Annotated in this window: 14 protein-coding genes and 1 pseudogene; 6 read left to right on the forward strand and 9 right to left on the reverse strand. The window is 68.5% G+C overall.

Annotation, left to right across the window (positions count from 1 at the left end):
- The 4 genes and pseudogenes from BMY22_RS23720 to BMY22_RS07695 form a co-directional block, all read left to right on the forward strand.
- Positions 1–106, forward strand: a pseudogene (locus BMY22_RS23720) (catechol 2,3-dioxygenase); the annotation flags it as partial.
- Positions 107–131: 25 nt separating this feature from the next.
- Positions 132–1,592 carry a 2-hydroxymuconic semialdehyde dehydrogenase gene (locus tag BMY22_RS07685; RefSeq protein ID WP_090620906.1) on the forward strand — a complete coding sequence of 487 codons (1,461 nt, stop codon included), beginning with the start codon at positions 132–134 and terminating at the stop codon, positions 1,590–1,592.
- 199 nt (positions 1,593–1,791) lie between these two features.
- A complete protein-coding gene (gene dmpG, locus BMY22_RS07690; RefSeq protein ID WP_090620908.1) occupies positions 1,792–2,841 on the forward strand; it encodes a 4-hydroxy-2-oxovalerate aldolase in 1,050 nt (349 codons plus the stop codon).
- Between the two features lie 97 nt (positions 2,842–2,938).
- On the forward strand, positions 2,939–3,388 hold the full coding sequence (locus BMY22_RS07695; protein WP_090620910.1) for a GlcG/HbpS family heme-binding protein: 450 nt from the start codon (positions 2,939–2,941) through the stop codon (positions 3,386–3,388).
- Positions 3,389–3,441: 53 nt separating this feature from the next.
- Here the strand turns inward: BMY22_RS07695 and arfA are convergent, their stop codons facing one another.
- The 4 genes from arfA to leuS form a co-directional block, all read right to left on the reverse strand.
- Positions 3,442–3,603, reverse strand: a complete 162-nt coding sequence (gene arfA / locus BMY22_RS07700) for an alternative ribosome rescue factor ArfA (RefSeq protein WP_090620911.1) — start codon at positions 3,601–3,603, stop codon at positions 3,442–3,444.
- An 83-nt stretch (positions 3,604–3,686) separates the two neighbouring features.
- On the reverse strand, positions 3,687–4,727 hold the full coding sequence (gene holA, locus BMY22_RS07705; protein ID WP_090620913.1) for a DNA polymerase III subunit delta: 1,041 nt from the start codon (positions 4,725–4,727) through the stop codon (positions 3,687–3,689).
- Between the two features lie 40 nt (positions 4,728–4,767).
- Positions 4,768–5,394, reverse strand: coding sequence for an LPS-assembly lipoprotein LptE (locus tag BMY22_RS07710; protein ID WP_090620914.1), 627 nt, complete (start codon positions 5,392–5,394; stop codon positions 4,768–4,770).
- A 49-nt stretch (positions 5,395–5,443) separates the two neighbouring features.
- Positions 5,444–8,101 (reverse strand): leucine--tRNA ligase, encoded by a 2,658-nt coding sequence (gene leuS / locus BMY22_RS07715; protein WP_090620916.1) that lies wholly within the window; start codon positions 8,099–8,101, stop codon positions 5,444–5,446.
- A gap of 208 nt (positions 8,102–8,309) precedes the next feature.
- Between leuS and BMY22_RS07720 the strand changes: the two genes are divergently transcribed.
- Together BMY22_RS07720 and BMY22_RS07725 are read left to right on the forward strand one after the other, a co-directional pair.
- Positions 8,310–8,717, forward strand: a complete 408-nt coding sequence (locus BMY22_RS07720) for a hypothetical protein (protein ID WP_425265964.1) — start codon at positions 8,310–8,312, stop codon at positions 8,715–8,717.
- Positions 8,718–8,743: 26 nt separating this feature from the next.
- Complete coding sequence (locus tag BMY22_RS07725) at positions 8,744–9,505, forward strand: YdcF family protein (protein WP_090620919.1); 762 nt, start codon at positions 8,744–8,746, stop codon at positions 9,503–9,505.
- On the opposite strand, the gene lnt is transcribed toward BMY22_RS07725, so the two are convergent.
- The 5 genes from lnt to miaB form a co-directional block, all read right to left on the reverse strand.
- Positions 9,496–11,049, reverse strand: a complete 1,554-nt coding sequence (gene lnt / locus BMY22_RS07730; protein WP_090620920.1) for an apolipoprotein N-acyltransferase — start codon at positions 11,047–11,049, stop codon at positions 9,496–9,498. The two genes, BMY22_RS07725 and lnt, sit on opposite strands and share 10 nt — an antisense overlap.
- 118 nt (positions 11,050–11,167) lie before the next feature.
- Positions 11,168–12,010: an HlyC/CorC family transporter gene (locus BMY22_RS07735; RefSeq protein WP_090620922.1), complete on the reverse strand. Its 843-nt coding sequence runs from the start codon at positions 12,008–12,010 to the stop codon at positions 11,168–11,170.
- Complete coding sequence (gene ybeY / locus BMY22_RS07740) at positions 12,007–12,498, reverse strand: rRNA maturation RNase YbeY (RefSeq protein WP_090620923.1); 492 nt, start codon at positions 12,496–12,498, stop codon at positions 12,007–12,009. Before ybeY ends, BMY22_RS07735 begins: the two co-directional genes overlap by 4 nt.
- Entirely contained in the window at positions 12,491–13,504 is a 1,014-nt protein-coding gene (locus BMY22_RS07745) for a PhoH family protein (RefSeq protein ID WP_090620925.1), read from the reverse strand. The genes ybeY and BMY22_RS07745 overlap by 8 nt, the downstream gene beginning before the upstream one ends.
- Positions 13,505–13,640: 136 nt before the next feature.
- Positions 13,641–14,969: a tRNA (N6-isopentenyl adenosine(37)-C2)-methylthiotransferase MiaB gene (miaB, locus tag BMY22_RS07750; RefSeq protein WP_090620926.1), complete on the reverse strand. Its 1,329-nt coding sequence runs from the start codon at positions 14,967–14,969 to the stop codon at positions 13,641–13,643.
- Positions 14,970–15,008 lie beyond the last annotated feature (39 nt).

Genomic DNA, 15,008 nt, shown 5'->3' on the forward strand with positions numbered 1-15,008 from the left:
CTACCCGGACCATCCGCCGGTGACCTGGACCGCCGACCAGCTGGGCAAGGCGATCTTCTACCACGACCGCCAGCTCAACGAACGCTTCCTCACCGTCCTGACCTGATTCCAGATTTCACGAGATTGAGCCCATGAAAGAGATCAAGCACTTCATCAACGGCCAGTACGTCGGCTCCGCCAGCGGCAAGCTGTTCGACAACGTCAACCCGGCCAACGGCCAGGTGATCGCCAAGGTCCACGAAGCCGGCGAGGCCGAGGTCGACGCCGCGGTCAAGGCCGCCCGCGCCGCCCTCAAAGGCCCCTGGGGCAAGATGAGCGTGGCCGAGCGCACCGAGATCCTGCACCGCGTCGCCGCCGGCATCACCGCGCGCTTCGACGATTTTCTCGAGGCCGAGTGCCAGGACACTGGCAAGCCGAAATCGCTGGCCAGCCACATCGACATCCCGCGCGGCGCGGCCAACTTCTCGGTGTTCGCCGACCTGGTGAAGAACGTGCCCACCGAGGCCTTCGAGATGGCCACCCCGGACGGCAGCGGCGCGCTCAACTACGGCGTGCGCCGGCCCAAGGGCGTGATCGGCGTGATCAGCCCGTGGAACCTGCCGCTGCTCTTGATGACCTGGAAGGTCGGCCCGGCGCTGGCCTGCGGCAACACCGTGGTGGTCAAGCCGTCCGAGGAAACCCCGAGCACCACCGCGCTGCTCGGCGAGGTGATGAACGCCGCCGGCGTGCCGGCCGGCGTCTACAACGTGGTGCACGGCTTCGGCGGCGATTCGGCCGGCGCCTTCCTCACCGCCCACCCGGACGTCGACGGCATCACCTTCACCGGCGAAACCGGTACCGGCGAAACCATCATGCGTGCCGCCGCCAAGGGCGTGCGCCAGGTGTCCCTGGAGCTGGGCGGCAAGAACGCCGGCATCGTCTTCGCCGACGCCGATCTGGACAAGGCCATCGAGGGCACCCTGCGCTCGGCCTTCGCCAACTGCGGCCAGGTCTGCCTGGGCACCGAGCGGGTCTACGTCCAGCGGCCGATCTTCGACGAATTCGTCGCCCGCCTGAAGGCCGGTGCCGAGGCACTGACGATCGGCGAGCCGAACGATCCGAAGGCCAACTTCGGCCCGCTGGTCAGCCACAAGCACCGCGAGAAGGTGCTCTCCTACTACCAGAAGGCCCAGGACGAGGGCGCTACCATCGTTACCGGCGGCGGCGTGCCGGAGATGCCGGCACACCTGGCCGACGGCGCCTGGGTGCAGCCGACCATCTGGACCGGCCTGTCGGACGACTCGCCGGTGGTCACCGAGGAAATCTTCGGGCCCTGCTGCCACATCCGCCCGTTCGATACCGAAGAGGAAGCCGTCGAGCTGGCCAACAGCCTGCCCTACGGCCTGGCCTCGGCGATCTGGACCGAGAACGCCTCGCGCGCCCACCGCGTCGCCGGGCAGATCGAGGCCGGCATCGTCTGGGTCAACAGCTGGTTCCTGCGCGACCTGCGCACCGCCTTCGGCGGCGCCAAGCAGTCGGGCATCGGCCGCGAGGGCGGGGTGCACTCGCTGGAGTTCTACACCGAGCTGAAGAACGTCTGCGTGAAGCTGTAAGAACCTGTTCACGATCTCGCGAGCTAGAGATGAACGGTGGCGAAAACGGCCGAGGAAGCGGAGTTTACGAGGTGTAAATGAGCATTCCGAGGTCGTTTTCAACGCCGTTTAGCCGACGCGCAGCAGGTCGTGGACAGGTTCTGAGGCAGTTACCCGTCAAAGAAAGCGGCGCCCGTGGCGCCGCCCGAGGAGAGCCAAGATGACTTTCGATCCGAACAAGAAGCTGTACATCTCCGACGTGACCCTGCGCGACGGCAGCCACGCCGTGCGTCACCAGTACTCGATCAAGAACGTCCAGGACATCGCCCGCGCGCTGGACAAGGCGAAAGTGGATTCCATCGAGGTCGCCCACGGCGACGGCCTGCAGGGCTCGAGCTTCAACTACGGCTTCGGCGCCCACAGCGATCTCGAATGGATCGAAGCGGTGGCCGAGGTGGTGACGCACGCGAAGATCGCCACCCTGCTGCTGCCCGGCATCGGCACCGTCCACCATCTCAAGGAAGCCTACGAAGCCGGCGCCCGCGTGGTCCGGGTGGCGACCCACTGCACCGAGGCCGACGTCTCCCGGCAGCACATCGAGTACGCCCGCGAACTGGGCATGGACACCGTGGGCTTCCTGATGATGAGCCACATGACCACCCCGCAGAACCTCGCCGTCGAGGCGAAGAAGATGGAAAGCTACGGCGCCACCTGCATCTACGTGGTCGACTCCGGCGGCGCGCTGAGCATGAGCGACGTGCGCGACCGTTTCCGCGCGGTCAAGGACGTGCTCGACCCTTCGACCCAGACCGGCATGCACGCCCACCACAACCTGTCGCTCGGGGTGGCCAACTCCATCGTCGCGGTGGAGGAGGGCTGCGACCGCATCGACGCGAGCCTCGCCGGGATGGGCGCCGGCGCCGGCAACGCGCCGCTGGAGGTGTTCATCGCTGCGGCCGAGCGCCTGGGCTGGAACCACGGCACCGACCTCTACACCCTGATGGACGCCGCCGACGAGATCGTCCGTCCGCTGCAGGACCGCCCGGTGCGGGTCGACCGCGAGACCCTGGCCCTCGGCTATGCCGGCGTCTACTCGAGCTTCCTGCGCCATGCCGAGGTGGCGGCGAGCAAGTATGGTCTGAGCACCGTGGACATCCTCGTCGAGTTGGGCAAGCGGCGCATGGTCGGCGGCCAGGAAGACATGATCGTCGACGTGGCGCTGGATCTGCTGCGCCAGCAGGGCGAGGCTGCCCGCCAGGCTTCGGCGTAACACGCCAACCGGTCCGCCCGGCTTGGCTGTGGCGGTTTTTGAGCCTGGGGGCGGTTTCGCTCCCGGGCTTTTTTTGCCGAGACAGGACGCGAACCCGATGAAACCTTCTCTCCGCCGTACCGATAGCATCAACCTGGCCCTGGCCATGCAGGCCCTGCAGGCGGCGCTCGATCAGGCCGCGGCGCTGTCGGTGCGGGTCAGCATCGCGGTGGTCGACGCGGCAGGGCTGCCGATCCACACCGCACACATGGACGGCGCGCCGCTGCAATGCCGCGACATCGCCCTGAACAAGGCGCTGACCGCCGTCGGTTTCGCGGCGCCGACGCGGGTCTGGGAAGAGCGCCTGGCCGGAATGTCCGACGCCGTCCGCCAGGGCCTGCCGCTGCAGCCGCGCATGGCACTGTTCGGCGGCGGCGAACCCTTCCTGTTCGAGGGGACGGCGGTGGGCGCCATCGGCATCTCGGGCGCTTCCGAACAGCAGGACGAGCAATGCGCCCAGGCGGCGGTGCGCGCCGTGCAGCAGGTGCTGAAGGCATTTTCGGCGTAGCGGCGAGGGCGATGGAGCGGGGCGAAGAGGGGGGAGCGCGGGGCGGTGGTTTTTTAGGCCGCCAGAAAGACAAAAGCCTCCCGGTCGTCGGACCGGAAGGCTTCGCGGCGGTAGCTGCCCTTGCCTTTCTTCGCTGCTTCCTGGCGGCAGCGGAACAGCGGTTGCGCGACCAGGGATTTGGCCTTGTTCGGCCGGGAGCGGGATTTCTTGCCCATCGGATTCCTCCTGCGAGGCCTGCCCCGTGCAGGCGCGGGCATCATGCGCGGCTGTTCAAAAGATGTCCAGTCGCTCCGGCACTTCAGGCTTCCGGCGGCAGCTGCAGGCGCTGACCGGCGATGGCCAGGGTCAGCCGGGCGAGGCCGCTCCACGGCTCGCCTTCGGCTTGGCCCTTGATCTGCGCGTCGATCAGCTGGGCGTCGCGCAGCAGCTGGTTCCAGCGCGCCGCCGGGTGGCGCTGCAGGGCCTTGGCGAGCAGCGGGCGGCGCTTTTCCCAGACCGGCGGGCGCGCCTGCGCGAAAGCCTTCTCCAGCGGCACGCCCTGGGCGTACTGCTGGGCGAGCGTGGCCAGCAGGCGCAGTTCGCGAGCCAGCGCCCAGAGGATCACCGGGGTTTCCGCGCCTTCGCCGCGCAGCCCCGCGAGCATGCGCAGGGCATGGGCGGCCTGGCCGGCGAGGGCGGCGTCGAGCAGGCCGAAGACGTCGAAGCGGGCGCTGTCGGCCACTGCGGCCTGCACGGTGTCGACCGTGACCTGCTGGTCCTCGGCGAGCAGCTTGAGTTTCTCGATCTCCTGGGCGGCGGCCAGCAGGTTGCCCTCCACGCGGGCGGCGATCAGCTCCACCGCCTCCTGGCTGGCGGCCAGCCCGGCCTGGGCCAGGCGCTGGCGGATCCACTGCGGCAGCTGGGCGGCATCGACCGGCCAGACCTGCACGAACTGCACCTGCGGGGCGTCGAGCAGCGCTTTGGCCCACTTGCTCTTCTGGGTGGCGGCGTCGAGCTTGGGCAGGCCGATCAGCAGCAGGCTGTCCTCGGCGGGACGGGCGAGGTATTCGAGGATCGCCGCGGCGCCCTTGTCGCCGGGTTTACCATTGGGAATGCGCAGTTCCAGCAGGCGCTTCTCGGCGAACAGCGACAGGCTGGCGCCGGCCTCGTAGAGCTTGTTCCAGTCGAAGTTGGCGTCGGCGTCGAACACCTGGCGTTCGCTGAAACCCTGGGCGCGCGCGGCGCCGCGGATGGCGTCGCAGGCTTCCTGGCAGAGCAGCGGCTCGTCGCCGCTGACCACGTAGACCGGCGCCAGGACGTCCTTGAGCTGCTTGGGCAGTTGGGCGGAGGAGAGTTTCATGCGGCGGGAAGGGGCGGGACCGTGGCCCCGCCCGGCGACCTCAGGGGGTTTCGGTGGGTAGATCGAGCGGCGACTGCTGCGGCTCGTTCTGCTGCTCTTCCTGGGCGCGTTGGGCCGCCTCCGCGGCCTGCGCTTCGGCCCGGGCGCGTTCCTGGGCCTGCTGCTCCATCTGGGCGAGGCGCTCCGGGGTGAGCTGCTGCAGGCGCAGGATCAACTGCTGGACCATCTCGCGGCGCATTTCCTCGCGCAGCTGCAGGGCTTCCTGGGTCGAGCCGGTGATGTTGTTCTGGTCGTGGACGTAGACCTTCTGCACCGTCAGCTCGTTGCTGCCGAGCTGCAGCTTGCGGGTATCGAGCAGCTCGTATTCGAGGGTGGTGCTCAGCTCGTATTCCATGCTGCGCGAGGTGCTGGTGTAGCTGGCGGTGCGGCGTTTCTCGGTCTCGCGGGTCAGGACCAGCTCGTAGGGCGCGCCGGCGTATACCTTGACGCCGTTGGCCTCGAGCTGGCTGCGCAGCAGCCGCTGGGTCTCGCCGTAGGCGTTGCGGGCGGTCAGGTTGAGTTCGCTGAGGGCGATGCGCGTGCTCTCGCCGCCGGTGCCGCGCAGATGGAAGCCGCAGGCGCCGAGCAGGCCGGTCAGGGCGACGAGCGCGAGGCTCCGTTTGATCATCTGGTTTCCCCTTCGGTGACCGGCGGCCTCTTGCCGCCGGGACGGCGCATCAATTGGCGACGATGTTGACCAGCTTGCCCGGCACCACGATGACCTTGCGGATGGCGAGGCCTTCGGTGAAGCGCAGCACGTTCTCGTTGGCGCGGGCGGTGGCCTCGACCTCCTCGCGGGAGGCGGCGGCCGGCACCTGGATTTCCCCGCGCAGCTTGCCGTTGACCTGCACCACCAGGGTCAGGGTGTCCTGCACCAGGGCCGACTCGTCCACCGCCGGCCAGGCGGCGTCGATGATCAGGCCGTCCTTGCCGAGCGCTTCCCACAGCGCGTGGCAGATGTGCGGGGTGATCGGCGCCAGCAGCAGGGCCACGGTTTCCAGGCCCTCCTGGAGCAGGGCGCGGTCCTGTTCGCTTTCGGCCTTCGCCTTCTCCAGCACGTTCATCAGGGTCATCACCTGGGCGATGGCGGTGTTGAACTTGTGGTGCTGGCCGACATCCTGGCTGGCCTGCTTGATGGCCAGGTGGATGGCGCGGCGGATCTCTTTCTGCGCGTCGTTCAGGCTGCCGGTATCCAGTGCGCCCGGCAGGCCGGCGCTCACATGGCTCTGGGCCAGACGCCAGACCCGGCGCAGGAAGCGGCTGGCGCCCTCGACGCCGGCGTCGGACCATTCCAGGGAGAGTTCCGGCGGAGCGGCGAACATCATGAACAGGCGGCAGGTGTCGGCGCCGTAGGCATCGATCATCGCCTGCGGGTCGACGCCGTTGTTCTTCGACTTGGACATCTTCTCGGTGCCGCCGATCTCCACCGGCAGGCCGTCGGACTTGAGCTTGGCGCCGATCACCTTGGCCTTGGCGTCGCGCTCGACTTCCACGTCGGCCGGGTTGAACCAGTCCTTGCCGCCGTTTGCCAGGGGGCGGTAGTAGGTCTCGGCGACCACCATGCCCTGGGTCAAGAGGTTCTTGAACGGCTCGTTGGAGGACACCAGGCCCTCGTCGCGCATCAGCTTGTGGAAGAAGCGCGCGTAGAGCAGGTGCAGGATGGCGTGCTCGATGCCGCCGATGTACTGGTCCACCGGCAGCCAGTGGTTGGCCGCCTGCGGGTCGACCATGCCCTGCTCATAGGTCGGCGAGGCGTAGCGGGCGTAGTACCAGGACGACTCGACGAAGGTGTCCATGGTGTCGGTTTCGCGCTTGGCCGGTTTGCCGCATTTCGGGCAGCTGCATTCGTAGAATTCCGGCATCTTCGCCAGCGGCGAGCCGGCGCCGTCCGGGACCACGTCCTCGGGCAGCGTCACCGGCAACTGGTCTTCCGGCACCGGCACGTCGCCGCAGCTGTCGCAGTGGACGATCGGGATCGGGCAGCCCCAGTAGCGCTGGCGGCTGATGCCCCAGTCGCGCAGGCGGAACTGGGTCTTGCGGGCACCGTGGTCGCCGGCTTCCAGATCGGCGACGATGGCATCGAAGGCGCCATCAAAGTAGAGGTCGTTGTACTTGCCGCTATTGATGGTCACCAAGTGTTCTTTCCATGCGTACCACTCTTGCCACTGAGCGGGATCCACATGTTCTTCTTGATCTTCAGGATTACGCTCTCCGCGGGGCTGATCCTTGATGAAGATCTTCTTGTAGACCGGCTTGATCGGCAGGCCGTACTTGTTGGCGAACTCGAAGTCGCGCTCGTCGTGGGCCGGTACGGCCATCACGGCGCCCTCGCCGTAGCCCCACAGCACGTAGTTGGCGACGAACACCGGGAGCAGGGCGCCGGTCAGCGGGTGGACGACGAACTGGCCGGTGGCCAGGCCCTTCTTCTCCATGGTGGCCATGTCGGCCTCGGCCACCGAGCCGGCCTTGCACTCGGCGATAAAGGCCTGCAACTCGGGATTGTTCGCGGCGGCGCGCTGAGCCAGCGGGTGTTCGGCGGCGACGGCGACGTAGGTGGCGCCCATCAGGGTGTCCGGACGGGTCGAGTAGACCTTCAGCTGGCCGGCCTCGCCGACGCTGGCTTCGTCGTAGTCGAAGACGATGTCGGCGCCGAAGCTCTTGCCGATCCAGTTGCGCTGCATGGTCTTGACCTGCTCGGGCCAGCCGGTCAGCTCGTCGAGGCTCTGCAGCAGTTCTTCCGCGTAGGCGGTGATGCGGAAGTAGTACATCGGGATCTCGCGCTTCTCGACCAGTGCGCCGGAACGCCAGCCGCGCCCGTCGATGACCTGCTCGTTGGCCAGCACGGTCTGGTCCACCGGGTCCCAGTTGACGGTGCCGTTCTTGCGGTAGATCACGCCCTTCTCGAACAGCCGGGTGAACAGCCACTGCTCCCAGCGATAGTAGTCCGGCTTGCAGGTGGTGACTTCGCGCGACCAGTCGATGCCCAGGCCCAGGCTTTTCAGCTGGGATTTCATGTAGGCGATGTTCTCGTAGGTCCATTTGGCCGGCGCCACCTGGTTCTTCATCGCGGCGTTTTCCGCCGGCATGCCGAAGGCGTCCCAGCCCATCGGCTGCAGCACGTTCTTGCCCTGCATGCGCTGGTAGCGGGCGATCACGTCGCCGATGGTGTAGTTGCGCACGTGCCCCATATGCAGCTTGCCGCTGGGGTAGGGGAACATCGACAGGCAGTAGAAGGTGTCCTTGCCGGGCTGCTCGCGCACCTCAAAGGACTTCTGGGCATCCCAGAGGGACTGCGCGGCGGCTTCGATCTCGCGGGGCTGATACTGTTCGTGCATGGTCTGCTGGCGCTGGAAAAGAGGGCTTTGGAAGACCCGTTAGCATACATGAGGGGCCGCGGCCATGGGAAACGCCGGGCCGGTGCGGAACGGCCGCCGCTGGTCGCGGCGGCAGGCTGCGGCGGGGACGGGGGCTAAGCTCAGGGGAAGGGTGTCGTTTCTCCCGGTGTCGAGGTGTGGGATGGGCGAGGCGAGAGCGGGTGGCGGATTGTACCGGCGACTGATCGAGCGGATCGCCTGCGCCCTCGCCGGAGCCGAGGCCGTGCGCTGGCGCGGCGGGGCGGAGCCGGGCGTGCTGGAGTTGCACGATCTGTCGCCCGCCGAGCGGGCGCTGATCCGCGCTTGGCTGCGCCAGGACCTGCAGTGGCTGCGCGGCTGGCAGGCGGCGGCCGAGGAACTGGCGCTGATCGAGCGCCAGGAGCGTGCCGCCCGCGCCTTCGTGCCGGTCGACAGCCTGGCCGGATCGCGCAGGCTTCGCCCGTTGGGTCATCCCCGGCTGTTCTGCGCGCTGTGCGGACGGGCCGTGCGGCAGCGCCGCGCGGGCTGCATTGCGGCCTGTCCGGCGTGCGCTTCGCGGTTGTTCCTGGTCGGCCGGCGGCGCCGACCGATCTGCTAGGCTGCATGCCTCCTGCTGAGGTATTCATGCCGCTTCGCTACCTGTTCAAACACCTCCTGCTGCCGCCGTCCGGGCTGTTGCTCCTGCTGGCGCTCGGCTGGTGGTTGCGCCGCCGCGCGCCGCGGGCGGCCGGGCTGTGCTTCGCCGTCGGGCTGGGCGGGCTGTGGCTGCTCAGTCTGCCGGTGACGGTGGAGTGGGCGGCGCGGGCCCTCGAGCGCGAGCCGGCCCTGGCCGAAGTGCAGTGGCCGCAGCTGGCGCAGCGCGCCGAGGCCATCGTGGTGCTGGGGGGCGGGCGCGAGCGCGGCGATCCGGCCTGGGGCGGCGACCAGCCGAGCCCGCTGGCGCTCGAGCGGCTGCGCTACGCCGCCCGTCTGGCGCGGGCCTCGGGCCTGCCGCTGCTGGCCAGCGGCGGCCTGCATTTCGGCGCGCCGCCCAGCGAGGCGGCGCTGCTCGGCGAGGTGCTGGAGCGCGACCATGGCTTGGCGCTGCGCTGGCGCGAGGAGCGCAGCCGGACGACCTGGGAAAACGCCCGCTACAGCGCCGAGCTGCTGCAGCGCGAGGGTATCCGCCGGGTGGTGCTGGTGACCCAGGCCTGGCACATGTCGCGGGCCCGCTGGTGCTTCGAGCGGGCCGGCTTCGCGGTGCTGCCCGCTCCGGCGGGCTTTCTCGGCGTGCCCAACGCTCGTCCGCTGGGCGGCTGGCTGCCCGAGGGGCGGGCGCTGTGGCAGAGCGGCCTGCTGCTCAACGAGGCGCTGGGGCAGCTGCTCTATCCGTTGCTCTACCGCTGAGCCTCGACGGCCGGTCCGCTTGCCGCGGACTGCTCGGTGCGCCGGCGCAGCAGCGCCCAGCCGAGCAGCAGGACGGCGAGGGTCGCCAGCGGCCAGACGCGCCACTGCAGGTAGGGGGTGAGTCCCTGCATCGGCGTCACTTCGCCGTAGAGCACGGCGCGCTGGAACTGCGGCAGCTGCTGGGTGACCCGCCCGAAGGGGTCGATCAGCGCGGTGATACCGTTGTTGGTGGTGCGGATCATCCAGCGGCCGGCTTCCAGGGCGCGCATCCGCGCCATCTGCAGGTGCTGCAGGGGGCCGATGGAGGTGCCGAACCAGGCGTCGTTGCTGATGGTGAGCAAGAGGTCGCTCTGTGCGGCCAGGCCGGCGGCGAATTCCGGGTAGACCACCTCGTAGCAGATGTAGGGGGCGATCCGCCAGCCGCGGGCCTGCAGCGGCGGCTGGTCGGCCGGGCCGCGGGCGAAGTCGGACATCGGCAGGTCGAAGAAGGCGATCAGCCCGCGCAGCAGCTCCTGCAGCGGCACGTATTCGCCGAAGGGCACCAGTTTTTGCTTCAGGTAGGTGCCCGAGCCTTCGCCAGCCACGACGATGCCGTTGTAATAGCGCGGCTCGCCCTGGGCGTTGCGCTGGCGAATCGGTACCCCGGTGAGCAGCGCGAGGTGGCGCGGGCGGGCGTAGCGGTCGAGGCCGGCGAGGTAGTCCTCGGCGTACTCCTTGAGAATCGGCACGGCGGTTTCCGGCCAGACCACCAGGTCGACCGCGGCGGCGCGCTGCAGGGTGAGGTCGCGGTAGAGCATCAGTTGGGCGCTGAGCTGTTCCGGGTCCCACTTGAGGCTCTGCGACACGTTGCCCTGCACCGCGGCGATCTTCAGCGGCGCGTCGGCGGGGTGGGTCCAAGCATGGCCCTGGAGCGCCAGGCCGAGTCCCCAGGGGGCGAGCAGCAGGCCGAGGGCGCCGGCCAGCGCCAGCGGCCGGCGGATCAGGCGCGGCAGGTTGATCGAAAGCGCCGCGGACAGCGCCAGGACGAAGGAGAGCAGCCAGACCCCGCCCAGCGGCGCCAGCCCGGCGAGCGGCCCCTCGGTTTGGCTGTAACCGGCGTAGAGCCAGGGAAAGCCGGTGAGGAACCAGCCGCGAAAGCCCTCCAGGGCCAGCCAGAGGGCGGCAAAACCCAGGGCGTCGGCCAGCGGCGCGGCGTCCCGGCGCAGCCAGCGGCTCCATAGCCAGGCGGGCAGGGCGAAGAAGAGCGCCAGGGCGAGCATCAGGGCGAAGGTGAGCAGGCCGGCCAGCGGCACCGAGGCGGCGCCGTAGTCGTGGATGCTGATGTAGATCCAGCCGGTGCCGGCGGCGTAGAGGCCGAAGCCGTAGCACCAGCCGCGCCACAGCGCGGCCCGCGGCGCCAGCTCGCGCAGGCCCAGGTAGAACAGGGCGATCGACAGCAGCGCCAGCGGCCAGAGGTCGAACGGTGCCTGGGCGAGAGGGGTCAGGGCGCCGGCGGCCAGGGCCAGCAGATTGCCCGGCCAGCCGGGGCGGGTGATCCAGCGCATCGGGAATCCTTGCTTGAAAAGAGGCGGCGCAAGCTTAATGGAGCGGCTCGCGGCATGCCATGGCGGTCCGTTGAGAGGGCCGGGCACGGCGCGCACCGCGCCGTGCCCGGCCGAGGGCTCAGTGGCGCGGGAGGGTCAGGCGCAGCAGGTGGATGCGCCGGCTGTCGGCGTTCAGCACGCGGAAGCGGAAGTCGCCGATGTCGATGGTCTCGTTGCGCTTGGGCAGGTGGCCGAAGGCATTGGCCACCAGGCCGCCGAGGGTGTCGAACTCGCTGTCGGAGAGTTCGCTGTCGAAGTGTTCGTTGAAGTCCTCGATCGGCATCAGCGCCTTGATCACGAAGTCGCCGCTGGGCAGCTCCTTGATGTAGCTGTCCTCCTCGACGTCGTGCTCGTCCTCGATATCGCCGACGATTTGCTCGAGCACGTCCTCGATGGTCACCAGGCCGGCGACGCCGCCGTACTCGTCGATGACGATGGCCATGTGGTTGTGGGTGCTGCGGAGTTCCCGCAGCAGCACGTTGAGGCGCTTGGATTCGGGGACGAAGGTCGCCGGGCGCAGCAACTGCTTGAGCTCGCAGGCACAGCTCTCGCCGGTGTTGCGCAGCAGCAGCGGCAGCAGGTCCTTGGCGAGCAGGACGCCGACGATGTCGTCGAGGCTTTCGCCGATCACCGGATAGCGCGAGTGGGCGGCGTCGATGATCGTCGGCAGGAATTCCTGGGGTGTCTGGCCAGCCTTGACGGTGATCATCTGCGAGCGCGGGACCATGATGTCGCGCACCTGCAGGTCGGCGACCTGGATGGCGCCCTCCACGATGGTCAGCGCCTCGCTGTCGAGCAGCTCGTTCTCGTGCGCTTCGTGGAGGATTTCCAGCAGTTCCTGGCGGTTGCGGGGTTCGTGGGCAAAGGCCTGGGTGAGCTTGCTCAGCCAGGATTGCCCATTGCTCGATCGATCTTCGCTCATCTTCCTTCGCTCGTGGTGCCCACGGGATCGGGCAGGTCGTCGCTGTCGTAGGGGTCGGGGTAGCCCAGTTCAGCCAGCAAGTCCCGTTCCAGGTTCTCCATTTCCTCGGCCTCCTCGTCCTCGAGGTGGTCGTAGCCGAGCAGGTGCAGGCAGCCGTGGATCGTCAGGTGGGCCCAGTGGGCATCCAGCGGCTTGCCCTGTTCGGCGGCCTCGCGCTCGACCACTGGTACGCAGATCACCAGGTCGCCGAGCAGCGGGATGTCGAGCAGCCCGTCGGGAATCTCGGCGGGGAAGGACAGCACGTTGGTCGGGTAGTCCTTGTGCCGCCAGGTGCGGTTCAGCTCGCGGCCTTCCGCCTCGTCGACCAGGCGGATGGTCAGCTCGGAGTCGGCCGTGCGCTGGCGCAGGGCCAGTTCGCACCAGCGGCGAAAGTCGCTCTCGGCGGGCAGCGGCCGTTCGCTGGCCAGTTGCAGGTCCAGTTCAAGCATCGCGGCGTCCTTCCTGGCGCGACTCGCCCTGGGGGCGGGCCGGATGGCGTTCCTCGAAGCGCTCGTAGGCCTCGACGATCCGCTGCACCAGGGGGTGGCGCACCACGTCCTTGGGCTGGAAGTGGGTGAAGCTGATCCCCGGCACGTCGCGGAGCACCTCGATCACGTGGGCCAGCCCCGATTTGGTGCCGCGCGGCAGGTCGACCTGGGTCACGTCGCCGGTGATCACCGCGGTGGAGCCGAAGCCGATCCGGGTGAGGAACATCTTCATCTGTTCCAGGGTGGTGTTCTGGCTCTCGTCGAGGATGATGAAGCTGTTGTTCAGGGTCCGCCCGCGCATGTAGGCCAGCGGGGCGATCTCGATCACCTGCTTCTCGATCAGCTTGGCCACCTGTTCGAAGCCGAGCATCTCGTAGAGCGCGTCGTACAGCGGGCGCAGGTAGGGGTCGATCTTCTGCGCCAGGTCGCCGGGCAGGAAGCCGAGTTTCTCGCCGGCCTCCACCGCCGGACGCACCAGCAGGATGCGTCGTACCTGTTCGCGCTCCAGGGCGTCCACCGCGCAGGCCACGGCGAGGTAGGTCTTGCCGGTGCCGGCCGGGCCGATGCCGAAGTTGATGTCGTTGTCGAGGATCGCCTTGACGTAGCGTTGCTGGTTGGCGCCGCGCGGGCGGATCAGTCCCTTGCGGGTGCGCAGGGCGACGCTGGCTTCGGCCCGGGGGTCGACCAGCGCCTCCATGCCCGACTCCTGGAGGAACAGGTGGACCAGGTCCGGCGACAGGTCGGCGCCGTGGGTTTCCCGGTAGAGGCGGCGCAGCAGCTGTTCGGCGGCCTGGGTATGGTGCGGCTCGCCGAGCAGTTCGAACTGGCTGCCGCGGTTGCGGATCTCGATGGCCAGGCGCTGTTCGATCAAGCGCAGGTGCTCGTCGAATTGTCCGCAGAGGTTGGCGAAGCGGCGGGCTTCGAAGGGTTCAAGGGTGAAGCGACGGGGTTCTGTGGGTGCGTTCAAGGGCTTTCGGGTACGGCCGTCTCGCGGTGGAATGATGAGGGAAGAATAGCGCCGTCGGCGGCGGGGGGGAAGTCGACGCCGGTCGGGGGCGCGGCGGACCCGGCGGAACGCCGCCCGCCGGGCCGTTCGCGGGGGATCAGTCGAGCAGGCTGCCGCGCAGCGAGTGGGGCAGGGCGTCGTCGATGCGCACCAGGGCGAACTGGCCGATCAGCCGCGGGTTGGCCGAGGGGAAGTTGACGATGCGGTTGTTCTCGGTGCGGCCCTGGAGCATGCCGGGGTCCTTCTTCGAGTAGTCGCTGACCAGGATGCGTTGGGTGCTGCCGACCATCCGTCGGCTGATCTCGAAGCCCTGCTGGGAGATGCGCTGCTGCAGGATCGAGAGGCGCTGCTTCTTCAGCTCTTCCGGGGTGTCGTCGGGCAGCTCCGCCGCCGGGGTGCCGGGGCGCGCGCTGTAGACGAAGGAGTAGGAGAAGTCGAAGCCGACTTCCTCGATCAGCTTCATGGTCTGGGCGAAATCCTCCTCGGTCTCGCCGGGGAAGCCGACGATGAAGTCCGAACTGATGCTGATCTCCGGCACAGCGGCCTTCAGCTTGCGAATCCGCGACTTGTACTCCAGGGCGGTGTGGTTGCGCTTCATCGCCGCGAGGATTCGGTCGGAGCCGGACTGCACCGGCAGGTGGACGAACTTCACCAGTTCGGGAATCTCCGCGTGGGCCTGGATGAGGGCGTCGGAGAACTCCAGCGGATGGCTGGTGGTGTAGCGCAGGCGGTCGATGCCGTCGACGGCGGCCACCAGGTAGAGCAGCTCGGCGAAGTCGACCAGGCGCCCGTCGGTGGCGGTGCCACGGTAGCCGTTGACGTTCTGGCCGAGCAGGGTGACTTCGCGCACGCCGTTCTCGGCCAGGTGGATGACCTCGGCGAGCACGTCCTCCGGCGGCCGGCTGACTTCCTCGCCGCGGGTGTAGGGCACCACGCAGAAGCTGCAGTACTTGCTGCAGCCTTCCATCACCGAGACGAAGGCGCTGGGGCCGTCGACCCGCGGCTCGGGTAGGCGGTCGAACTTCTCGATCTCCGGGAAGGAGACGTCCACCTGGGGCTTTTGCGTGGTCCGCGCGGCGTCGATCATCTCCGGCAGGCGGTGCAGGGTCTGCGGGCCGAACACCACGTCGACGTAGGGCGCGCGCTCGCGGATCGCCGCGCCTTCCTGGCTGGCCACGCAGCCGCCGACGCCGATCACCAGCGCGGGGTTGTGCTTCTTCAGTTCGCGCCAGCGGCCCAGCTGGGAAAACACCTTCTCCTGGGCCTTTTCGCGGATCGAGCAGGTATTGAGGAGGATGACGTCGGCTTCCGCCGGGTTTTCGGTGAGTTCCAGAGCCTGGTGTTCGCCCAGCAGGTCGGCCATGCGCGAGCTGTCGTACTCGTTCATCTGGCAGCCGTGGGTTTCGATGAAAAGCTTCTTGGCCATGGGGGTTCGGTCTGGGTGATTCGAAGGACCGCGCATTAT

Source organism: Azotobacter beijerinckii (assembly GCF_900110885.1).
In the GTDB taxonomy this organism is placed as follows: Bacteria; Pseudomonadota; Gammaproteobacteria; order Pseudomonadales; family Pseudomonadaceae; genus Azotobacter; species Azotobacter beijerinckii.